A 21,235-nucleotide genomic window follows, 5' to 3' on the forward strand; every position below is an offset into this window, starting at 1 on the left:
AATGTAGCTAATCTATCCTTATGGTTAAAACCAATCAGGACGAAGTACACTTATAAATGTCCGAAGTATAGAATAATTTTTCCGACGACTACTGTAAGACATTTTAGGGTTTTATCATTCCCTTAGTCAATGACCATAACGCAATTCCCCAACCACCGATGATGATAATGTTATTCACATCCCGATAAATAATCGAACCCTTTCGGAAGTGAAATGATGCCATTCGTCCATATCCATTATTTCATCTGAACCACTGATGCTATATTTAGTTATAAAACTTAGCAGATGCTCAAATTCTTCCGAAAAATACGATGGCGTCTTGCCGCAAATAATCAATTCTTCAAATACAGCAGATATGCCATTGGAGAGATTGTGCTTGTTGTAATTGGGATTCTGATTGCGCTTCAGATTAACAACTGGAATGAAGAAAGGAAGGATATTATCAATAAAAAATTATTTAAGAGGGCTCTTATCGAAGATTTGCAAAAAGATACCGCTAATCAAAATCACGTTATCCAAGTGGCAGAAATTCATATAAAAGTTTTTGGGGAAATAATAACTAAACTTGAAAAACCAGATGTTACGTTTGATACAATAGTTAAATTATATACATCGGGAAGCATGAGTAAAATGGGAATATTACCTCCAAATAAAACGACGTTTCAGTCTCTCATGTCTACAGGTAATATTAAGGTATTTACTGAAGATGAAATTCAAGAATTAATGAACTTTTATGACAATATAAAACTGAGGTACCATTTAATTCAATATCGTTATGATTATTCATATGAAAAATACCAGGAATTAAATGACAAGTTTGGTTTTCTTTGGAAAAATGAAAAAAATGGCCCCGTTTATAAGATTTTGAGGAAAGAGGTAAACGAAGCAGAATTTATTAGAATGTATGATTTAGCTCTTCATAGGTTTTTACAGGCATCACGATCTGCTCAAGAGCATTCAGAACAATTATTAATTCTGACCAATGAATTAATTGAAACCTTAAGTCTCGATCCAGATTGAAATTATCGAATGATCCCCTGAAAATTATCATTGTTTAATTCTCTTTCCATAAATTTTCCCAACCCAAATCAGAAAAACATGGTCCCTGAGTGGCTTCAGAAAATTTTATGTCATTATAAGAGCCATTCCACTCCATAACTTTCACACTATTATACTCATCAATTATCATATCCCACCCTATTATTCTAGAAAAAGGTACCATTTTATGCAGACTAATAGCTGTGTCTATACATTTCTTAAAATTTGGAATCCTCTTATTATTAAATACAAACTCTGTATCCGGATGATTTTCTGAATGAATCCAATCCGTACTGAATCCATATTTATCGAGTGCCCCTGTAAGTGGATGAATTGGAATTCTAATATGAGTATTAGATCTAACATGAGTGTCCAAAATGCGTCCAACTCGAAGATAACATGCTCTCACTGAAACAATTCCTTCATCGTTTATAACACTTGTTATACGAATAGTTGCAACTGAGTTAGGCATTATTTCCTTAAAAAAAGAATGTTGATTAATATACTTTTGAAATACACCGTTATCCAATTTTTCTAATTTGCTGATATTAAAATCCTTTTTTTTGAGGATAATAACATTTTTTCCCTGGCCTCCACAATCCTTTTTAAATACAACAATCTCCGAGTCTTTAAATAAAAATTCCATAACACTCTTTTCCGAAATAACCTGATATTCTGGTGAAAGGTATAATCCGTTTGTTTTATAGAGGATGTCGGGAAAATCCAAAGATTTGAAAAGAGAATTTGTTAGAGCACGATATTCTGAAATTTCTCCATAATTACCTTTCATTTTCGGAACTACCACATGACCGTAATAGTTGTCAGGAATCCATCCATTTTTAAAAGTTTGGGCGATAGAACTATAAACATAGAGCCAGGGAGCATAACCTTTCCATCCTAAAACATCCAAAGCATAATCATTAGATAAATTTATTAATTTAGGATCCGTTTTACCTTTATCCAATTCAATACTTTCTAAAACCTTACCTGCCGTTTTTTTGTGCCATAAATGATATTGTGAAATTTTATATTCGTTAATCAATTTTTTAACATGTTTTTTTATCATTTTATTTTTAATAATTTAGATCCTACTTTTAATGAGACAATCAGCCGAACGTTTTACTATAATTTTTAAAACATTATTTGGTATGAATCAATCAAACTGAGCTGAACTCGGATTTCTCATAATTTAACGAATCTAATCGCCATTATTATGATTCACTTCTAAAATAGGAATAATCCTGTATCGATTATAATTTAAATAAAATTCAATATCGATCTTCTATAAGTACCCTAATTATTTTAAAACTTAAATGAAGTTATCTAATTGAGGCAGGGAAAAACCTTACAATTAGTAACTGATTCTAAATGGAGTAAACATTAATTCATATCTTTAGTGTTGTAAATTAGACCCAATGAAAAAGCTCCTTCTACTTGCTTTTGTGCTTTTGGTTAGTTCAGTTCAGGCTCAGGCTCAATGGACTAAAACAGATTTTGAGAATATTTTTAAAGAATACGATTATAAGAGGAGCCAATATTTTGAGGAGTATCATTTTAATTTTAAGGGTGATGTTCCTGAGGATTATAAATATAATTGGTGGAAAAGTAACAAGCGACCAGAATTAAGAGATGACAGCCTACTCATTTACATAGAAGATACACAAATTAGGATTTTGTATGAAGATATAATAGACTTAGAATACTTCGTCTCTGATTTTCAACGTATCAAAGGTGAAGTATTTAACAGAGGTCTTTGGCAACTAAACTTAATTATAAAAGTTCAAAAACGCAATCTATAAAAAACCCCACCGAAGCGAGGCATGACATGATTTGCCCGTTAATTGCGTTATTAAGCAATGTACTATTAATCATTTTTGCCCGAGTTGTAGTTTCTGACCTCGATCATGAACGCTTTTGATGGATTGACGCTGATCAATAAGTTAAATTCATCGTCTGTAAAGCCCTGTGATTTTAGCTCCGGATAGAGTTTCTTAAAAATATTTGTGTAGGGTTTTATCGTTTGATTTTCTTTTTGAGGATCATACCATCCTGAATCGTGTGAAATTAAAACTCGATCTAAAATTCCATTTTCTTTTGCAAATAATAGTTTTTCAACATGTTTTTCCAATTCCCAACCCATTCCATCCAGGCTTATCCAGCATCCCATCTCTGCAGCTTTAAGATAACTATCATGATCATCTTCTGACTGGGCATGCACCCAGATAAAAGCCTCTGGTGATACCCCCATTTTTTTTAAAATGTTCAATTGCGGCCACAAACCTATAGCTCTTCCCGTATGTGATGCTATAGTTAAACCTGTTTTCAAATGAGTCAGAGCCGCGGCTTTTACCAACTTTTGATGCGTTACATGTAAGGGATCAGAATCATCAACACCAATCTTAATAAATCCCGGTCTTATTGAAGTTCCATCAATACCATTCTTATATTCATTAACCCACATCCCGGCTAGATCTTCTCCTGTCATCTCATGAGCATATGCAGGAATAAATTTGTTATCACGAGCTCCATAAAGACCTGTATTTGTAACAATTCTAATACTTGTTTTATTAGCAATTTTCTCCAGAAGCAATACATCTCTTCCCAAATAACCCGGTGTTGCGTCAACAAAATAATTCACATTAAACTCTTGAAGCTCTTCCAGATAAGGCGTTACTTCCTTAATTATGACATCATGGTTCCATGTGTTCGGTTGGATACTGTCTGCACCAATAAAATCAACTAAAATATGTTCGTGTGATAACCATATTTGATTTGGTGCTAATTGATGCGTTGCGTTAACATCTTGAATTAGCTGTTGTTTTTTAGATGTTGGATATCCGCAACCAATTAGTAAGAAAAAAATTAAAATATAAATTCTTAGTCCTTTATTCATGAATTTATGCTGTGATTTTTTATTAATTCACCTTTATTAATAATTCTTCAATTTAGTCAAATTTCGTCTATTATTGATGAAGTACAATCGCTTAATCTGAACCCATACAAGTATTTTACCTCCCTGGAAACCGGAAACTTATCAAAAGGTGATAAACTGGATATTACAAGAAACAAGGAACAATTCTAGCTGCTCCTTAAACGAATCCGAAAATGAAAACTGATTTCAAAAGACAAGGGTGTTAATCCGATGCCTGATATATATCTTTTTACCTTTTTTATTCCAAGAGGAAGATTCCGTCACTTTGAGGATCTTGATTCTGTCACCAGCATTCATTTGGGTCTATCTTACACATAAACCAGGCTAACATTCTTGAGATTTAAGTTTGCTTTTCTTCGTATACCCTCTATAGGGTATTTTGCTGAAATTGTGCTATTTATAGTCATTAATTTAATCCAAAATACATAATTTTGTAAACTAAATTGCTATGGCAGGCAAGAGTATTTTTCACTGGTTTCAATATCACAACATTTTTGAAATTATAAAATGCTGTGAACCAATTTACTTATAGTTATGATGGAATTATTATTATTAATTTGTGGTTTAGTAATCGGAATAATGATTGGTTTTATTTTGATGATTGTATTAGCTGTCAGAGATATTGAATAATGACCCAAAATTATGGAAGGGAAAGAAATATTCTCGATCCTATGCGTCTTCACATATCAGTCAAAAAGAGTACATTTTTATACAATGACGATAAAAGGTTATCAATTAGAATAGCCTCCATGTGTGATGAATATCATTCTGGTAAATTGACATTTATAGCCTCTTTTTTATTCACCCACTCCTAAACCGGAGTCTCCTACTTAATTCTTCGGCACTTACCAGGAAATCTATTTTCTTCTGTTGAGGTTCAGAGAGCATATTGACCATAATCAATCCAAACTGTGCTTGATATCATTGTAAATCTGATAGAATGTGATCAACTTAGAGAAACTTAACCCATAGCTGCCCTATCATGCAATTTATCAATAGAACCTTCTCGTCAAAGATAGTATCAAGGATTTTCAAAACTAAAAATATCAACAAGCTTATATCTCATCTTATCTCAACGTTTCTTTTATTTAGCCTTTTAATTTCCTGCTCGGATGACACAGATGAAATATCTCTTACATTTCTGGAGAAAAATCACAATACCGAGTGGGTACTCTCTCATCCTGAACTATCTGTATACATCAGAATCAACAATGAACAGGACCATCTCATCGAGCAATGGAGATATGATGATGAACTAAAATGTTATGAGTACAATTCAAACATTTTCATTCCAGGAGATTACCAGATCATTGAAAATACAGAAGACCAACTGGTTGTTTCATGCGACGCCATTCTTGGAAATTGCAACAAACTGACCTTTCATTTAGAAGGGAATACCTTACAGGTAGATGTCGAACTTTCGGAATGGGAAGAAGAAACGGTTTACTTCCTCAAATCAAAGCAAAACTTAAACGATTTGAGTACCTGTGAAGTTAAGGATGATGAAAACAGAAATTCAGACGGGTGTTCACTTTTATGTTTTTGGAAATAGGATCCTGAAGATTATTGTATCTTTAAATATGAAATCAAGGGCCGGGAAATTCATTTTAGCACTAATTATTACTTCAATTTCATTAGTAACACTGCTTAGCTGCATCCAATTTAGCGAACACGTAAACGATCCCTACGCAGGATTAAATGGTGGATTTGAAGTGTCTGAAAAAGGGATTCCGGTGAACTGGCTGATGTACACACCCAATACGGTCCCAAGTGGAGATTTTGAAATCATTATTGATACGGAAGAATTCAAGGAAGGAAAGCAATCGCTAAAATTTAAAGTTACCGCATGTTCTTCTGCCGGGGGCCGGTTTTCACCTGGATTCACTAATCAATTTCATACAGATCAATTTGATGCAGATCAATTTAATGCAGACCCGGGAAACACCTATACGCTCAGTTTCTGGGTTAAAAATGAGCAATCAGAATTTAGGGTAATGGCCGGCGGGGTATCACCAAAAACTGGCGAAATGAAAATTCTTATACAATCTAATGAAGAAATTAAGGCTTGGAAACAATTTGAGTTTAAAGTTCCTGTAGCTGAAAATTTTGATGAAATTCGAATCGAAGTAAATATCCTAAAACCCGGAATTTTCTGGATTGATGATCTTCAAATTGTAAAATAGCATAGTTGTTAATGTTGCAAGGAATACTTATTTTCAAGGTTTCAAACCCAAATTTCTAAAAATGATTCGGTCCAAACTCTTATTAAGCCTTATTTTTTGCTTGTTGATTTCAACTGTTGACGCTCAGGAAAAACCCAATGTGGTTATCGTCTTTCTGGATAATTTTGGCTGGGGAGAACCGGGATTCAATGGCGGAGGAATCACAAGGGGAACGCCCACCCCCAGAATGGATAAATTGGCAGAAGAAGGTTTCCGCCTCACCAACTTCAATGTGGAAGTCCAGTGTACCCCTTCGCGTTCGGCTTTAATGACCGGGCGTTATGCCATCCGAAGCGGAAATGCCACTGTACCCATTGGAGAAGGAGTATACGGACTCGTTGGCTGGGAAGTTACCATGGCTGAAATGTTGTCTGATAACGGATATGCAACAGGTATGTTTGGTAAATGGCACTTGGGCAGGACAGAAGGAAGATTTCCAACGGACCAGGGGTTTGATGAATGGTATGGAATTCCTAATTCAACGGATGAATCCGTTTATTCTGAAATGGATGGCTTTGCAGAAAGCCAAGTTCCTGAGACAATGGTGATGGAAGCCACAAAAGGTATGAAACCTGAAAACGTCAGGCCCTACAGACTGGATTATCGTCCACTTATTGATCGAGATCTTACGGATAAGGCGCTGGACTTTATGGAAAGAAGCGTAGAATCCAATAAACCATTCTTTTTATATCTGCCCTACACAGCAACTCATTTTCCTACAATGCCCCATCCTGAATTTAAAGGAAAAACAAAAAATGGCCCCTGGGCAGATTTGTTATTCCAAATTGACTCCTATCTTGGTGAACTTCAGGATAAAATTGATGATCTGGGTGTATCCGAAAACACGATATTTATTTTTACGGCTGATAACGGGCCGGAATCACTAAATCATGGCAGTACCAACATGACAGTAGAAACTTCCATTCAAGGCTCAGCGGGGCCCTGGAGGGGCACTTTGTTTACAGGTTTCGAAGGGGCTTTAAGAGTGCCGTTCGTCATGAAATGGCCCGGAAAGATCAAAGCGGCTACGGTAAGTGACGAGATTGTTCATGCCATGGACCTGTTCCCTACCCTTTCCGCATTAACACAAAGCAAAGTTCCCGATGACAGGATCATTGACGGGATTGATATGAGTGACTTTATGCTTGGTAAAAAGAAAGAATCTGGCAGAGAAGGGTTTATCGTCTATATGGGCAAAGATATATTTGGCGTAAAATGGAAAAATTGGAAACTCCACTTTAACGAACAAGAAGCATGGAATACGGTAAAAAACACCTATACCATGCCTAAAGTATATAATTTATATGAAGACCCCCAAGAAAGAAATAACGTGCTTTTCCCTCACACCTGGGTGCCAAAGGCTGCCCTGAAGCAATTGGAAGAACACGTCATTTCACTCAAGCAGAATCCCCCGATTCCGCAAGGCCAGCTGGATCCTTATGAGCCAGAATAGACCTGGACCACTACTCTGCCAGTCTTTTTCCGGTCATTTCCTGTCCGTTTTGATACAAGGTCAAACTTTCAATTTTTCCGTTGTCGCCTTTGTTAAACTCAATCTGAGCCATCACCACTTTTAAGTAAAAAAGAGTTTCGGATTTGGGGAATATATCAACCTTGGACTGGCCAGTGGCCTGACCACTCAACTGACTTCCTTCCTTTGTAATGGTCAACACAAAACCTGGACTCAGTTCGTACTTTCCAACATAAGATTCTAATATCTCATCAGGTACAACAACCTCTTCTGTTTCGTCGGCAATATCCACACCCAGCTTTTTAAGCATGTCAATACCATTTTGATTGCCAGGATTCATTTCAACAGATTTCTTGTAATAGTTGATGGCTTCTTCATTGTTACCAAGCTTCATCTGTGCTTCGGCATAACTGTCATAAACATTGAACGATTCTGGAAAAGCATCCATATTTAATTTAAATACCTTACTGGCTTCCTCTACCATCTCTTTGCCCATAAGCTGATACCCAATCTGATTCATCTCATTTTCACTTAAATCATAGGTTTCATTATCCTTGATCTTGTTGAAGTGTGCTATTCCGGCCTCGATACCTTCTTCTTCAATGACACCTTGCATTTCATACGCCGCCGATTTCTTTGGAAGGTCATAGGACTTTCCCTTTAAAACTCCCCTGATAGATCTGGTCATCTGGTTCAGCGGTGCTCCGCCGGTGTTGTTCAACAAAACAACTAAAGTCTTGTCTGAAGGAGACCTGGAAATAATGGTGTTAAAGCCATTGATTCCTCCTCCATGGGAAATCGTATAAACGCTGTCTTTTGAATTTCCAATCCTGTCATAGCCAACACCCCATCCATAGGCATAATGAGTTTCACCAAAGGCCTTTACATAAGGCTTAAAATAAAGCTCCATATATTCCTTTGAAAGTAGTTTGTTGGTATATAATGCCTGATCCCAAAGATACAGGTCCTCAACGGTAGAATATAAGGATCCGGCTGCATAAGGAATCGTCATATCTATGTATCTGGAATTGATAAAATTTCTGCCTTGTTTTTCATAACCGGTAGCTCTGTTTTTCAAAATTTCATCGTGATGATCGTAACCGGAACCATTCATGTTTAAAGGTTTAAATATTTTCTCCTGAAGCATCTCCTCATAGGTTTTTCCGGAAACCTTCTCAATGATTACCCCCAACAGAAAATACCCTGAATTACTGTAATTGAACTTTTCACCTGGTGTAAATTCCAAATCTTTATTTTCAAATTTCTTGATAAAATCATCTGGCTGGTAAGGATCGCGGCTTTCGTCCTTAAAAAAGCCGGGGAAAGCCGTGTAATTGGGAATCCCCGATGTGTGCGTCAACAAGTGATGCGTGGTTATTTTAGGGTCGCTATCATTTGGATAATCCGGAAGGTAGTCAGAAATTGGGGCGTTCAGATCCAGCTTCCCTTCTTCGGCAAGTTGCAAAATCAGCATTGCAGTAAATTGTTTGGTTATGGAACCCAGTCTGTGCTTTGTATTGGCCTGATTTTCGATATCCCATTCCATATTGGCCATGCCAAGACCATTTTTATATACAACTTTTCCTTGTTCCGCAACAAGAGCAGAGCCATTGAACTTTCCGTATTCATGGTAGAGTTGCAGCAATTTATCAAGTTCTTCAACTTTGGATTGTCCAAAGGTCAGTTGAATGGCGGTAAAGAGGAACAATCCTCCCAGGATCATAATTTTCTTTAGGTCAGTCTGATATAATTTCATGATTATAAGTTTTAGATATGACTATGAGACGATAAGGAGGTCTGCTTAGTTACAGATTCAAAGACAGTATTTCAATGTTTACAGAAAATGCCTTCCCCTGCCCTTCAATTTAGGGCATTCAGATGATCTGAAAGAATGAAAAACCGGGATTGAAGTAACCCAATGCGGAAGGTTAAAATAATAAAGAATCCAATGATCAGATTTCACTCATTAACTCACCCAAATTGTCCAAAAGGGCCAGCATGTCGTGTCTAAGGTCAAAAAGCTCCTGGGCACCTAATGTTTTCAAAACAGAATCATTAAGACTTTGGAGATTTTCATAAAAGTGTATCGTTTCTTGATCCATAATTCAAATAACGCATATTTTCATTAAATAGTTTACTCTAGGCCTTAATTTAAAGATTATCTCGCACCTATAGCAGGAATCTACCAAAAAAAGATGGGCCTGAGGCCCATCCAGCTTACAATCAAGATTACAATTAATTTCTTATTTATTACTCTTTGAATATTTCATATCTTTTCATATTTATTCTTAATCAACTCCTGACTTTTTTCTCCCATTTCCAGGCAGATTTCAAAGCATCTTTTAAACTTAATTCCGCCTTCCATCCAAGAACCCTGTTTGCTTTTTCAGTATCAGCATAGGCGGCTACAACATCTCCTTCTCTCCTTTCCGCTATGGCATAATTCAGTTTCATTTCAGAAACTTCCTCAAATGCCTTGATAACCTCTAAAACGCTTGATCCCTTTCCTGTTCCAATATTAAAAACTTCAAAGCTTTCTGTGTTGTTCCCCTGTAATAACCTTTTTAAAGCTGCCACATGGGCCTTCGCAAGGTCTAAAACATGAATATAGTCTCTTACACAAGTCCCATCCTCAGTTGGATAATCATTTCCAAATACGGAAAGCTGATCTCTAAGACCAATCCCTGTCTGTGTGATGAATGGGACAAGGTTTTGAGGTATTCCAATAGGTAATTCCCCAATAAGAACAGACTCGTGCGCTCCGATAGGATTAAAATACCGTAGGGCGATTGCATGAAAATTAGTTGAAACACGGCAGGTATCTGCAATGATCTCTTCTCCAATCTGCTTGGTATTTCCATAAGGTGATTCTGCAGGTTTGATCGGAGCAACTTCTGTAATGGGAAGTTCATCTGCCTGGCCATATACAGTGCACGAAGAACTAAAAATAAATTTCGCCGCTTCCATCTTTTCCATTTCCTGAAGCAGATAATTTAAGGTATGCAGATTGTTTTCATAATAATGTAAAGGCTTGGCCACGCTTTCGCCAACAGCTTTGGAAGCCGCAAAATGAATGACTCCCTTTAGATCATTATGTGTTTTAAAAAAAGATTTTACCCTGGAACGTTCTCTGAGGTCAATTTTTTCAAAAAGTGGCCTCTTCCCCGTAATTGAAAATATTCCATCCAGAACACTCTCAGATGAATTTGACAGATCATCGATAATAACTACTTCAAATCCTTCATTTTGAAGCTCAACAACAACGTGTGAACCTATATACCCTAAACCTCCTGTTACAACTATTTTCATTTTTGGCTTCTCTTTTAAATAATTGAAAATTTATAGCTCGTTTCACTTTCAAAAACCTCTGATGGTTTTAACAAAGTAGACGGAAAGTTCCAGTTGTTAAGTGCATCAGGAAAACCCTGGGCCTCAAAGCAAATAGCCGGATACGCGTCAAACACCGCCTTGTCTTTAAAGGGAAGCTTCGCAAATTTTGGCGGTGTATAAATAACCATAGCAGGCTGATTGGATACTACCGTCATTTTAATTCCAGAATGTTGTGAAGATATAATAGCCTTTTCCCCTTTTCCATGTTTGATGAATATATCATCCAGGCCATTGAACCCACTTCTCCCGATCTTTGATTTTCTACTGTAATCATACAAGGACCCCTTTACAGGATTAAATTTTCCCGTGGGAATAAGATCCTGGTCGAGATCCAGATAGGACTCCGCTTTCAGCTCCAGCTCATGATCCAAAACTGAACCTTCACCATTTAAATTAAAGTAGGCATGATTCGTTACATTGAGCACCGTGGCTTGATCTGTCGTTGCTCTAAAGGATATTTTAAGTGCATTGTTTTTCGTTAAGGAATATCTGACGGAAATTTTTAGATTCCCGGGATATCCTTCTTCGAGATGCTCACTAAAATAAGATAGTGTGATCGAGGGATTATTTCCTGATTCTATAGATTCTACCTTCCATATTTTTTTGTCAAAAGCTTCTTTACCTCCATGCAAATGAACACCGTTTTCAGTGAAAAGCGAATACCTTTTCCCATCTATTTCAATTCCTCCTCCGGAAATTCGTCCGGCATGCCTGCCAATGGTACTCCCCAGGTAAAGGCCTTGGGCCAGATACAATTTTGACCAATAATCTGAAGCACTTGACAGACCCACCACAACATTAACGGGTTTTCCTGTTTTATCCGGTACTTTAAGGCTCAATATTGTTGCTCCCAATGTTGAGACTTCCAGCTCAAGCCCACTCTGGCTTTGTAGTTTAAAGGTTTGAGGTTCTGGCATTTTTCTATTTTTTATAGTTAAAACTATTCATATCATCTAAGTTCTAAATTAAGAACCATCTTGCAATCTATTTCCAGAATACAGCGTACAGCGCTGCTAAAACTAACATTATGGCGAACGCTCCAATATTGAAAAGCGGAGTGGTCCTAAACATTTTGTTTGACAGATCAATTCCTTTTTCATCATTAGCTCCTTTGTTTTGGCTCAAACTCACGGCAGCAATGACAAGCATCGTCAATACGCAGGTATAACCCATCTGATCCATCCATGGAACATCTATAAAAAATGGGCTCGTACTCCATCCTTTAGGTGCTACCTTGAAATATAAAGCAATTGGGATCGAAGCAAGTGCCCCAACAATAGCTCCTTTGTTTGTTGTTTTCTTCCAGAACAATCCTAATAAGAATACCGCAAGGATTCCAGGACTAACAATACCTGTGTATTCCTGGATAAATTGAAATGCCTGATCGATACCACCTAGTAAAGGAGCCGTAACTGATGCAATGATCAATGCAACAGCTGCTGATATTCTTCCTACGGAAACCATTTTTTTATCTGTGGCATTTCCATTAAAATACTGCTTGTAAATATCCATGGTAAAAATGGTGGAGGTTGAGTTAAGCATGGATGCCAAAGAAGATACGATCGCCGCGGTAAGAGCGGCAAATGCAAGCCCCTTCATACCCGTTGGGAGCAGCTGCAACAGCCATGGATAAGCTTTATCTGCCTGTTCCGTAGAAGGTAAGTTCTTCATTCCGACTTCACCCAAACTGGAGAGTAAACTTGGATCATTTACGATAACATAAGCGGCGATTCCGGGAATCACAACGATTGCAGGCAGAATTAATTTTAGAAATCCCGCAAACAAAATCCCATTTTGAGATTCTTTCAAAGACTTTGCTGCCAAAGTTCTCTGAATGATATACTGGTTGAAACCAAAGTAATAAAGGTTGGCAACCCAAAGCCCTCCTACCAGTACCCCTATTCCGGGCAGGTTTTTATATTCAGGATTTGATTCATCTAAGATCATGGCAAATCGATCAGGAGCTGTTTCGTAAATGGTCTTAAAACCGGCCATTAAACCTTCACCGCCAGATACGGTGTCAAGCGCGAGATAGGTAGTTACCAAACCTCCAAGGATCAAAAAAACTACCTGAATCACATCGGTCCAGGCAACAGCTGATAATCCTCCGTATAAGGAATAGGCTGCCGCAAACAGAGCCAGTCCAACAATGCCATAGATCAATGGGATCCCCATAATAGTTTCCAGAGCAAGTGAACCCAGATACAGCACAGATGCCAGATTTACAAACACATACAACCCGATCCAGAAAACAGCCAATATGGTTTTTAAATTTGTCGAAAATCGTTTCTCAACAAATTCCGGGATCGTATAAAGTCCTTTTTCAATAAATATGGGCAGAAAATATTTCCCTACGATGATCAGCGTTAAGGCTCCCATCCACTCATAGGAGGCTATGGCCAGCCCAAGTGCATAGCCCGATCCTGACATCCCGATAAACTGTTCTGCCGAGATATTTGCTGCGATCAAAGAGGCCCCAATGGCCCACCACGGTAAGGATTTACTTGCGAGAAAATAATCTTCTGCATTTTTTTGATGGCCTTTTTTATCTCGTGACACCCATAATCCCACTCCCAGAATTAAAATAGCATAACATATAAAAATTACATAATCGAATAGTTCAAAATTCCCTGTCATTTTTCCGGATTTTAATTAGTTTTTGAATAATGGGTTGTACTTAATGATTTTAGAGTTTTGGCAGCCTGCTCCGCCGTGATATCTCTTTGAGGATTAGCGAACATTTCATATCCTACCATAAATTTTTTCACTTCTGCAGATCGCAGTAACGGGGGGTAAAATGACATATGAAAATGCCATTCAGGGTGTTTTGTATCCGTTGGGCTTTGATGTATTCCTGAGGAGTAAGGAAATGAAGTTTCAAACAGATTGTCGTACTTCGTTGTCAGGTCCTTAAGAATTGAGGCAAAAGCTTTTTGTTCTTCCCAATTCAATTGACCCACATGCTGATAATGCTTTTTAGGAACAATCATCGTTTCATACGGCCATACAGCCCAGTAAGGAACCAGGGCAACAAAATGCTCATTTTCCAAAACGATCCTTTCGCTCAATTCGATCTCCTGCTCAATATAATCCTTTAAAAGGCTTCTTTTATGATGATCCCAATGGGTTCTTTGCTGTTTCTGCTTCTTTAAGACAGTTTCAGGAATTGAACTTTGTGACCAGATCTGTCCATGAGGATGAGGGTTACTGCAACCCATGATATCACCTTTATTTTCGAAGATCTGAACGTGGTTAATTTCAGTTAGCCCTCCCAGCTCTTCATACTCTCTTTGCCATAATTTTATTACTTCGTGAATTTCATTTACCTCCATTAAGGGAAGGGTCAGGGAGTGATCCGGAGAAAAACAAACCACTTTACAAATTCCGGTTTCGCCGGAAGCTTGAAGTAAGCCATTTTTATATTCTGATGTATTACTGCCTGGAAATACGGCCGCAAAATCATTTACAAAACTGTAAGTGCCTGAATATTCAGGATTGATTTCACCTCCGGCCCTTGTATTGGTTGGACATAAATAACATTTTTCATCATAAGAAGGCCTCTTCTGGTTGGGGATCTTATCTGTCTTTCCCTGCCAGGGGCGTTTCGTCCTGTGAGGAGAAACCAGCACCCATTCATCAGTGAGTATATTATATCTACGGTGTGGTTCGCTGTTGAATTTATCTAGCATCTGATTCGATTTTGGATACTCCGTTACTTATTTTTATGATGATCGGTGATAAATCCAGATCGAACTTTTCCTGATAAGCGGCCTTAGCATTTTCAATAAATTCTTCAACCTTTTCTTCCAGGATCAAATTGATCGTACATCCTCCGAATCCACCTCCCATCATTCGTGCGCCGAGTACATCATCAAATTTTTTAGAAAAATCTACTAGAAAATCGAGCTCCTTACAGCTGACCTCGTACATATGCTGGAGCCCGTTATGAGACCTGTACAAACAATCCCCAAAACCTGTCAGATCATTGGCCTCGAGACATTGAACAGCCTCCAGCGTCCTTCTGTGTTCCTGGGATGCATACAAGGCCCGGTTGAATACTTTCTCGGGTAAGATCTGTTTGAATTCCTCGATAACGGAAGGTTCGATCTCGGCCAGGGAGCTATATCTTGGATATTTTTTCTGAATCGCTGCGAGTGCTGTATTGCATTCATCCCTTCTTACGTTGTATTCACTGCTTGCCAGACTATGCGAAACATTGGTATTGAGAAGGACAACGGTATAAGGAGAAAAATCTGCAGGAATCAGTTTGTATTCAAGAGTGTCACAATCTAAAAGAATAAGGTTGTTTTCCTTACCCTTTACCACGGCAAACTGGTCCATAATGCCACATTTGGTTCCCACAAAAGTATGTTCCGCATCACGGGACAATTTGATCATTTGCAGATCGGTCAATCCAATGTCAAACAATTCGTTTAATCCTTTGGCCATACCGCATTCAAGGGCTGCAGATGAACTTATTCCTGAACCAAGCGGAAGATTACTTTCAATGATACAATCGAATCCTTTTACTGATCCGGGCTTTAAAACATTAATATGATAAACGACACCCAAAATATAATTCTGCCACTCCGTTTCGCTCCTTGAAATATCCTTAAGGTCCAGCTTAAAACTACTCTTGAAATTACTTGAAAGAATTTCACAGGTTTCTGAATTATTCTTCCTGAATCTGAAGGTTATTTTTTTATCGATTGCGGCTGGCAATACGAGCCCTCCGTTGTAATCAATATGTTCTCCTATTAAATTGATTCTACCCGGAGAGTCAATAATAACATCGGAATTGAATGAATTGATATCTAACATGCGTTTCTTAATTTCTATTACTAATTCCCCGTCAGATCGATCTTCTCAGGATCAAGCGGTTCGGGTTTTCAATTTTTAAATTTTCATTCTTTAAGATCATTTCGGCCAGACGTTTACCCATTTCATTAAAATCGGTGGATATCGTGGTAATACCTCCCTCAACAATTTCTTTCAACAGAGTATCGTTGTATGAGATAATACCGATTTCATTGGCGAGTACCAGTCCCTGCTCTCGGATACTTTTGATTATTTTTATCAAATTTCTGTCATCAGGTATCACATATATCTCACCCGATTTTGGTGTCCTGGATTCAAGAGAATCAACCACCTCATGCGCTATCTTATTTTCTTTACAAAAAATTTTAAATCCTGTTAGAATTCCCTCGGGCTGCTTGCTCTTGTCAAACAAGAGGATGATTCTTTCATAATTTTGAATATGCTTGAGAGCGTCGTTCAAACCCGAATGAATATCCTTTTCAAAATTCTGATAGATGGCAGGGTACTTGGACAATTCATTATGTGTCTGATCCAAAATATAGACCTTATCATCCGGCAGCTTGTCGATCACCTTATCCGTATTTTCCAAATTAGCGGGCATGATCACATAGTAACTGTAGTCTCCAATATTATCGTAGATCAGTTTACTAAAAATAGAACTGTTAAAATGATGGAAAAATATGTCTACCTGGATATGGTCGCCCAGATGGGCCAAAAATGAATTGTAAAGATCCTCCTTAAATGAGTTCAGTTCATCAAAAAGCAAAAATATTTTTTGATTCACCATAATATCTTCACTCGCTACGTAAAATCCTTTTCCGGCAACCGATTGAATGATACCCCTGTTCCTTAGCTCATTAAAGGCAGTAAACACGGTGTCTCTGGATACCTTGTGCCTTAACTTGATACTGTTAAGCGAGGGTAACTTGTCCCCCTTCTTTAATGCACCACTAACAATGGCTTCTTCAATAGAAGCAATAATCTGTTTGTACTTGGGTTTTCCCGAATTATCTTTAATTGAAACTATACTCATGCAGCAAATATAGAATAAAATTTGAATAAACCATACCTGTCCGTACCAGTTTGAAAAAAAATTTTTTCTTATACCAAATTATCCGTTTATTTGCTTAAAATAACTCATTTAATTAGCAGGAAAATTCAAAATATGGAACATTATATTTCATTCCATGTCCGGCTAAAAATGATAATTATTGAATTAAATAGGTTAGTATTAGCCTCCGAAATAAACCCGGAATTTGCAAAATTTGTTGTGGCAATTAAAAGCATCATTGCATCTTTCAAATTCGAAAACCAAGAAACTGGAATCAGTTGCTAAACACTATGTATAAATGAAAACTATTCACAGACTACTCTTTTTTATCATCGTTTCTATTTTTCATTTATATTCCTTTTCTCAATCTGGCGAAGTTGATCAATTGTCCTTGAACGGGAGCTGGGACATCATATATGATGACCATGACCAAGGTGTTAAAAAACAATGGTATTTGAATGAGAACTTTGACAGGCAGGATTATAAAAAAATTGATATCCCCAGTTGCTGGGAATCATTTGAAAAGGATTATGAGGGGGTGGGAATTTACCGTACAAAATTTCATGTTCCCGAAACCTGGGAAGACAGGATCATTCATTTGAATTTTGAGGCTGTCAACTATAAAGCTGAGATCTGGATGAATGATCAGGTGGTGGGATTTCATGAAGGGGGCTATACCCCATTTAGTTTTCGAGTAGATGAGCTGATACAGAAAGGCAAAGAGAATACACTTGTGGTACGCGTTGTAAGTCCGATCATCCTTACTGATAAATATATAGATGGTTTGGGAAGGCAGGAAGTACCTATGTGGCGTGGTGCAATAACCGGTGGAATCTGGCAAAACGTATCCATTAAAGCTACCGGTAATCTTGGGGTGCAAGATGTATTTATAGAGCCAGATATTCATACGAACACTGCTACCTTAAACATCGACATTGACAATACCCAAACTCAGATTACAGACGCTGTCCTTAAAGTTGAAATCAGATCATTGGATGGAAAGGTCGTATCAGAAAGATCAGAAAAAATTAAAGCCCTTCCCGGGAACAACAAATTAAACTGGAATCTGAAAATCCCAGGTGCCGTTTATTGGTCCACAAAAAACCCTTATTTATATGAAGTGGTTGTATCGATTAAAACAGATGATCAATTATCTGACTACTGGCAACACAGGTTTGGCATGCGTGAATTCACTATTGAAGATGATTCATTTTTCCTGAACGGAGAACCCATTTACCTCAAGGCAGCATTTTTCGAAGGATTATATCCCGTGGGCCTGGCTTATCCCGATTCGAAAGAAATGGCAATTAAAGAAATTGAATTAGCCAAAGAAGCAGGATTTAACATGATCCGCCCCTGGAGAAAACCAGCTCCAAAAATGTGGCTGGACCTTTGCGATGAAATGGGGATCCTTACGGTAGGAAGCCTGGTTGTTGAATGCATGAAAAGGCCCATATCAACACCGAGATTATCGTTTGTGGTTGAAAATGAGCTTCGCCAGACAATCCTGTCAAACAGAAACAGGGCCTCCATAGTTCAATGGGAACTGTTCAATGAGATCAACAGGCCCATACTTACCCAAATGCTGAATTCCATGTCAGTACTGGCCAGGGAACTCGACCCTACACGTATGATCCTGGATGAATCAGGAGGCTGGGGCGAAGGCGCCAACATTTACCTGCCCTATGAACGTACCCCTAAAAAGTTCAATGATATTCATCACTATAGCGGTTCACAGGTAGATGAATCAGAATTCAACGGATATCTGGCTACTGCAAGAACAAATAAGGAGAAAAAAGAGCTTGGATTGGAAGGGGTGAAATCCTATGGCAAAAATGTAATCCCAGGTTTGATGACTTATATCTCAGAGGTAGGTTATGGAAGCACACCGGATCTGTTATCGAATATAAAAGAATTTGAAACCAAAGGAAACCCCATCTTGGCTCCGTCGGTCTACCATAAAGAACTTAACGAGGGTTATAGTGAGGCACTGAAAAAAATAGGCTTTGACAAGATCTATCCGAATATCAGCGATTTTTATTTGGAGCAGCAAAAAATGCATGGGATTGCCAATAAACGAATGTTGGAAGCCATTAGGCTCAACGAAGTGGTCAAAGGGTATTGCGTACATGCTTTGGTTGGAGGTGACTGGGTTCTTGGAGCAGGACTTCTCGATTTATGGAGAAATCCGAAAACCCTCGTTTATGAAATGACCAAAGAGGCCAATGAGAAGCAGATTGCTCCAATAAGAATTATTCCTAGAAATGTTTATGCAGAAAAGGGTGCCCGTCTGGAAATTTTCGGAGTAAACGAATTGCAAAGTGATACTGTTTTTGTTTCAATTGAGATCCTTTCTGAAGAAAAAGACATTGTATTTTCCCAGCAATTCAAAACGGAACTTACAAATGGCATATCATCACTTTTCACTGAAAAACTCAATACAAGTGAGTTTCAGGGGGAGTATACGGTACAGGTAAAAGTTGAAAGTGCAAAGGGCGATTTGATCGCTTCAAACTCTCAGTCTTTCGATGTATTCAAAGGAAACCAGCTTCTTGTTCCCCGGGCAAAAATTGCCGTGGTTGATTTTGACAATTCATTAACAGATTTCTTAGAAAAAAAGAATATCGATTACATTCCGTTTGACAGCAATAATGACAAAAAAATTCCAGTCCTTGTGGGGAAAGCAAAGAAAAAGGACAAGAAGTATAAAGAAAAGATAGAGGTTCTTAGAAAGTATGCGGCCAACGGTGGATATGTTATATTTCTCCAGGTCCTGGGTAAAAATGTACCTGGCTTTGAAAGGGAATTAAAAGAAATTGAACCTGAAGTATTACCTTTAGGGGCAGAGTTACATCAAAAATGGACCACAAGAGGTGGATGGGCAGCAAAATCGCATATAGTATCGGATCACCCTGTATTTAGGGGGCTCCCAACAAACAGGATCATGCACGGAGTATATGAGAATATTCACCCTGATGTATCTTTATCGAAAATAAAAGGAAATTATATAGCTGGTTTAATAGGTTATGATCATTTCCCTAACAATGAGATCCTGAAACGCCATTATAATGGTCCCGGAGATGTTTGGTGTGCCGGCGATGTGGTTGAGACGCCTTTTGGAAAAGGTAAAATGTTGTTATCGACCTTAAGAATTATAGAATTTCTGGACAAGGACCCGGTGGCAGACAAATTATTATACAATATTATTGATTATACATCTGATGCAAACTAATTGAATAAGATAAATGAAAAAAGTAGTCACTTTTGGGGAAATTATGCTTCGATTGGCCCCACCCGGATTTTTAAGGTTTTCTCAGGCAAATTCATTTGATGTAGTTTACGGAGGAGGAGAATCCAATGTCGCTGTTTCATTGGCAAATTATGGCGTTCCTGTTGATTTTGTTACGCGATTGCCAAAAAATGATATCGGTAAATGTGCCATGATGGAACTGCGTAAACGAGGCGTTGGTGTTGATAAAATTGTATGGGGTGGAGATCGTTTGGGAATATACTTCCTGGAAACGGGCGCAGTATCTCGCGGTTCAAAAGTAGTATATGACAGAGCTCATTCTGCCATGTCAGAAATACAATCAGAAATGATTGACTGGGATTCTGTTTTTGAAGGGGTGGAATGGTTTCACTGGACAGGGATCACTCCGGCAATTTCTAAAGGTGCAGCAGATGTTTGTCTCGAAGCTGTAATGATGGCAAGTTCAAAGGGAATTACAGTTTCAACGGATCTTAATTACAGGGCCAAACTATGGAACTATTGTGATGATGATCAAAGAGAATCAATCATGACTGAATTAACCTCCTATTGTGACATCATCCTTGGCAATGAGGAAGACGCCGAAAAACACTTCAATATAAAACCTGAAGGCCTGGATGTTACAACTCAAGGACATGAGGTAAAAGCCGAGTCTTTTTTATCGGTATGTAAACAAATGATGAAAAAATTCCCAAGATCTCAAAAAGTAATCACCACCTTAAGAGGATCCATATCCGCATCACACAATACCTGGGCCGGGGTACTTTATGATGGCACTAAGATGTATAAAACCCGCCAGTATGACATTACTGATATCGTAGATCGCGTTGGAGGAGGAGATTCATTTATGGGAGGGCTGATCTACGGCCTGATCACTTATCCCGGTCAGGATCAGCGCGCACTTGATTTTGCGGTAGCAGCTTCTGCTTTGAAACATACTATTAAAGGAGACGCCAATTTGGTTAGCATAGAAGAGGTTGAGAAACTGATGGGAGGAGACGCTTCCGGACGTGTATCCAGATAAGATCTGTAAACAAGATTCTTT

17 protein-coding genes are annotated in these 21,235 nt (G+C 38.1%); 7 read left to right on the forward strand and 10 right to left on the reverse strand.

Annotated elements, in window-relative coordinates; genetic code table 11:
* Window positions 1-285: 285 nt before the first annotated feature.
* Window positions 286-1,020 (forward strand): DUF6090 family protein, encoded by a 735-nt coding sequence (locus LCM02_RS08290; protein ID WP_224927929.1) that lies wholly within the window; start codon window positions 286-288, stop codon window positions 1,018-1,020.
* A 34-nt stretch (window positions 1,021-1,054) separates the two neighbouring features.
* Here LCM02_RS08290 and LCM02_RS08295 read toward each other — a convergent pair whose 3' ends face one another.
* On the reverse strand, window positions 1,055-2,104 hold the full coding sequence (locus tag LCM02_RS08295; protein WP_224927932.1) for a sugar-transfer associated ATP-grasp domain-containing protein: 1,050 nt from the start codon (window positions 2,102-2,104) through the stop codon (window positions 1,055-1,057).
* A 349-nt stretch (window positions 2,105-2,453) separates the two neighbouring features.
* On the opposite strand from LCM02_RS08295, the gene LCM02_RS08300 reads away from it, so the two are divergent.
* Window positions 2,454-2,837 (forward strand): hypothetical protein, encoded by a 384-nt coding sequence (locus tag LCM02_RS08300; protein WP_224927934.1) that lies wholly within the window; start codon window positions 2,454-2,456, stop codon window positions 2,835-2,837.
* A 65-nt stretch (window positions 2,838-2,902) separates the two neighbouring features.
* Here LCM02_RS08300 and LCM02_RS08305 read toward each other — a convergent pair whose 3' ends face one another.
* The gene (locus tag LCM02_RS08305) at window positions 2,903-3,931 is read right to left on the reverse strand and encodes a phosphotriesterase family protein (protein WP_224927936.1); all 1,029 of its coding nucleotides are present in this window, start codon (window positions 3,929-3,931) and stop codon (window positions 2,903-2,905) included.
* Between the two features lie 1,021 nt (window positions 3,932-4,952).
* Here LCM02_RS08305 and LCM02_RS08310 point away from each other — a divergent pair.
* The 3 genes from LCM02_RS08310 (at window position 4,953) to LCM02_RS08320 (ending at window position 7,645) form a co-directional block, all read left to right on the forward strand.
* Entirely contained in the window at window positions 4,953-5,522 is a 570-nt protein-coding gene (locus LCM02_RS08310; RefSeq protein ID WP_224927938.1) for a hypothetical protein, read from the forward strand.
* Window positions 5,473-6,153, forward strand: a complete 681-nt coding sequence (locus LCM02_RS08315; RefSeq protein ID WP_224927940.1) for a hypothetical protein — start codon at window positions 5,473-5,475, stop codon at window positions 6,151-6,153. The genes LCM02_RS08310 and LCM02_RS08315 overlap by 50 nt, the downstream gene beginning before the upstream one ends.
* Window positions 6,154-6,214: 61 nt before the next feature.
* Complete coding sequence (locus LCM02_RS08320) at window positions 6,215-7,645, forward strand: arylsulfatase (RefSeq protein ID WP_224927942.1); 1,431 nt, start codon at window positions 6,215-6,217, stop codon at window positions 7,643-7,645.
* Between the two features lie 10 nt (window positions 7,646-7,655).
* On the opposite strand, the gene LCM02_RS08325 is transcribed toward LCM02_RS08320, so the two are convergent.
* The 8 genes from LCM02_RS08325 to LCM02_RS08360 form a co-directional block, all read right to left on the reverse strand.
* Complete coding sequence (locus tag LCM02_RS08325) at window positions 7,656-9,419, reverse strand: serine hydrolase (RefSeq protein ID WP_224927944.1); 1,764 nt, start codon at window positions 9,417-9,419, stop codon at window positions 7,656-7,658.
* A gap of 196 nt (window positions 9,420-9,615) precedes the next feature.
* Window positions 9,616-9,765, reverse strand: coding sequence for a hypothetical protein (locus LCM02_RS08330; protein ID WP_224927946.1), 150 nt, complete (start codon window positions 9,763-9,765; stop codon window positions 9,616-9,618).
* Window positions 9,766-9,955: 190 nt separating this feature from the next.
* A complete protein-coding gene (galE, locus tag LCM02_RS08335; protein WP_224927948.1) occupies window positions 9,956-10,972 on the reverse strand; it encodes a UDP-glucose 4-epimerase GalE in 1,017 nt (338 codons plus the stop codon).
* A 14-nt stretch (window positions 10,973-10,986) separates the two neighbouring features.
* Window positions 10,987-11,970, reverse strand: coding sequence for an aldose epimerase family protein (locus LCM02_RS08340; RefSeq protein ID WP_224927950.1), 984 nt, complete (start codon window positions 11,968-11,970; stop codon window positions 10,987-10,989).
* Between the two features lie 67 nt (window positions 11,971-12,037).
* The gene (locus tag LCM02_RS08345) at window positions 12,038-13,690 is read right to left on the reverse strand and encodes a sodium/sugar symporter (protein ID WP_224927952.1); all 1,653 of its coding nucleotides are present in this window, start codon (window positions 13,688-13,690) and stop codon (window positions 12,038-12,040) included.
* A gap of 11 nt (window positions 13,691-13,701) precedes the next feature.
* Entirely contained in the window at window positions 13,702-14,742 is a 1,041-nt protein-coding gene (locus LCM02_RS08350; RefSeq protein WP_224927954.1) for a UDP-glucose--hexose-1-phosphate uridylyltransferase, read from the reverse strand.
* Window positions 14,732-15,874, reverse strand: coding sequence for a galactokinase (galK, locus tag LCM02_RS08355; protein WP_224927957.1), 1,143 nt, complete (start codon window positions 15,872-15,874; stop codon window positions 14,732-14,734). Before galK ends, LCM02_RS08350 begins: the two co-directional genes overlap by 11 nt.
* A gap of 31 nt (window positions 15,875-15,905) precedes the next feature.
* A complete protein-coding gene (locus LCM02_RS08360; protein ID WP_224927959.1) occupies window positions 15,906-16,904 on the reverse strand; it encodes a GntR family transcriptional regulator in 999 nt (332 codons plus the stop codon).
* Window positions 16,905-17,220: 316 nt separating this feature from the next.
* On the opposite strand from LCM02_RS08360, the gene LCM02_RS08365 reads away from it, so the two are divergent.
* Both LCM02_RS08365 and LCM02_RS08370 read left to right on the forward strand, forming a co-directional pair.
* Entirely contained in the window at window positions 17,221-20,154 is a 2,934-nt protein-coding gene (locus tag LCM02_RS08365; protein ID WP_224927961.1) for a glycoside hydrolase family 2 protein, read from the forward strand.
* 13 nt (window positions 20,155-20,167) lie between these two features.
* Window positions 20,168-21,214 (forward strand): sugar kinase, encoded by a 1,047-nt coding sequence (locus LCM02_RS08370; RefSeq protein WP_224927963.1) that lies wholly within the window; start codon window positions 20,168-20,170, stop codon window positions 21,212-21,214.
* The last annotated feature ends 21 nt before the right edge of the window (window positions 21,215-21,235 follow it).

The organism is Lutimonas saemankumensis (genome assembly GCF_020171465.1).
Lineage (GTDB): Bacteria > Bacteroidota > Bacteroidia > Flavobacteriales > Flavobacteriaceae > Lutimonas > Lutimonas saemankumensis.

What these genes read in the sequence shown, in the direction of transcription:
- LCM02_RS08290 (WP_224927929.1), top strand. Translation starts at nt 286, where the DNA reads ATGCTCAAATTCTTCCGAAAAATACGATGGCGTCTTGCCGCAAATAAT.
- LCM02_RS08295 (WP_224927932.1), bottom strand. Translation starts at nt 2,104, where the DNA reads ATGATAAAAAAACATGTTAAAAAATTGATTAACGAATATAAAATTTCA.
- LCM02_RS08300 (WP_224927934.1), top strand. Translation starts at nt 2,454, where the DNA reads ATGAAAAAGCTCCTTCTACTTGCTTTTGTGCTTTTGGTTAGTTCAGTT.
- LCM02_RS08305 (WP_224927936.1), bottom strand. Translation starts at nt 3,931, where the DNA reads ATGAATAAAGGACTAAGAATTTATATTTTAATTTTTTTCTTACTAATT.
- LCM02_RS08310 (WP_224927938.1), top strand. Translation starts at nt 4,953, where the DNA reads ATGCAATTTATCAATAGAACCTTCTCGTCAAAGATAGTATCAAGGATT.
- LCM02_RS08315 (WP_224927940.1), top strand. Translation starts at nt 5,473, where the DNA reads ATGAAAACAGAAATTCAGACGGGTGTTCACTTTTATGTTTTTGGAAAT.
- LCM02_RS08320 (WP_224927942.1), top strand. Translation starts at nt 6,215, where the DNA reads ATGATTCGGTCCAAACTCTTATTAAGCCTTATTTTTTGCTTGTTGATT.
- LCM02_RS08325 (WP_224927944.1), bottom strand. Translation starts at nt 9,419, where the DNA reads ATGAAATTATATCAGACTGACCTAAAGAAAATTATGATCCTGGGAGGA.
- LCM02_RS08330 (WP_224927946.1), bottom strand. Translation starts at nt 9,765, where the DNA reads ATGGATCAAGAAACGATACACTTTTATGAAAATCTCCAAAGTCTTAAT.
- galE (WP_224927948.1), bottom strand. Translation starts at nt 10,972, where the DNA reads ATGAAAATAGTTGTAACAGGAGGTTTAGGGTATATAGGTTCACACGTT.
- LCM02_RS08340 (WP_224927950.1), bottom strand. Translation starts at nt 11,970, where the DNA reads ATGCCAGAACCTCAAACCTTTAAACTACAAAGCCAGAGTGGGCTTGAG.
- LCM02_RS08345 (WP_224927952.1), bottom strand. Translation starts at nt 13,690, where the DNA reads ATGACAGGGAATTTTGAACTATTCGATTATGTAATTTTTATATGTTAT.
- LCM02_RS08350 (WP_224927954.1), bottom strand. Translation starts at nt 14,742, where the DNA reads ATGCTAGATAAATTCAACAGCGAACCACACCGTAGATATAATATACTC.
- galK (WP_224927957.1), bottom strand. Translation starts at nt 15,874, where the DNA reads ATGTTAGATATCAATTCATTCAATTCCGATGTTATTATTGACTCTCCG.
- LCM02_RS08360 (WP_224927959.1), bottom strand. Translation starts at nt 16,904, where the DNA reads ATGAGTATAGTTTCAATTAAAGATAATTCGGGAAAACCCAAGTACAAA.
- LCM02_RS08365 (WP_224927961.1), top strand. Translation starts at nt 17,221, where the DNA reads ATGAAAACTATTCACAGACTACTCTTTTTTATCATCGTTTCTATTTTT.
- LCM02_RS08370 (WP_224927963.1), top strand. Translation starts at nt 20,168, where the DNA reads ATGAAAAAAGTAGTCACTTTTGGGGAAATTATGCTTCGATTGGCCCCA.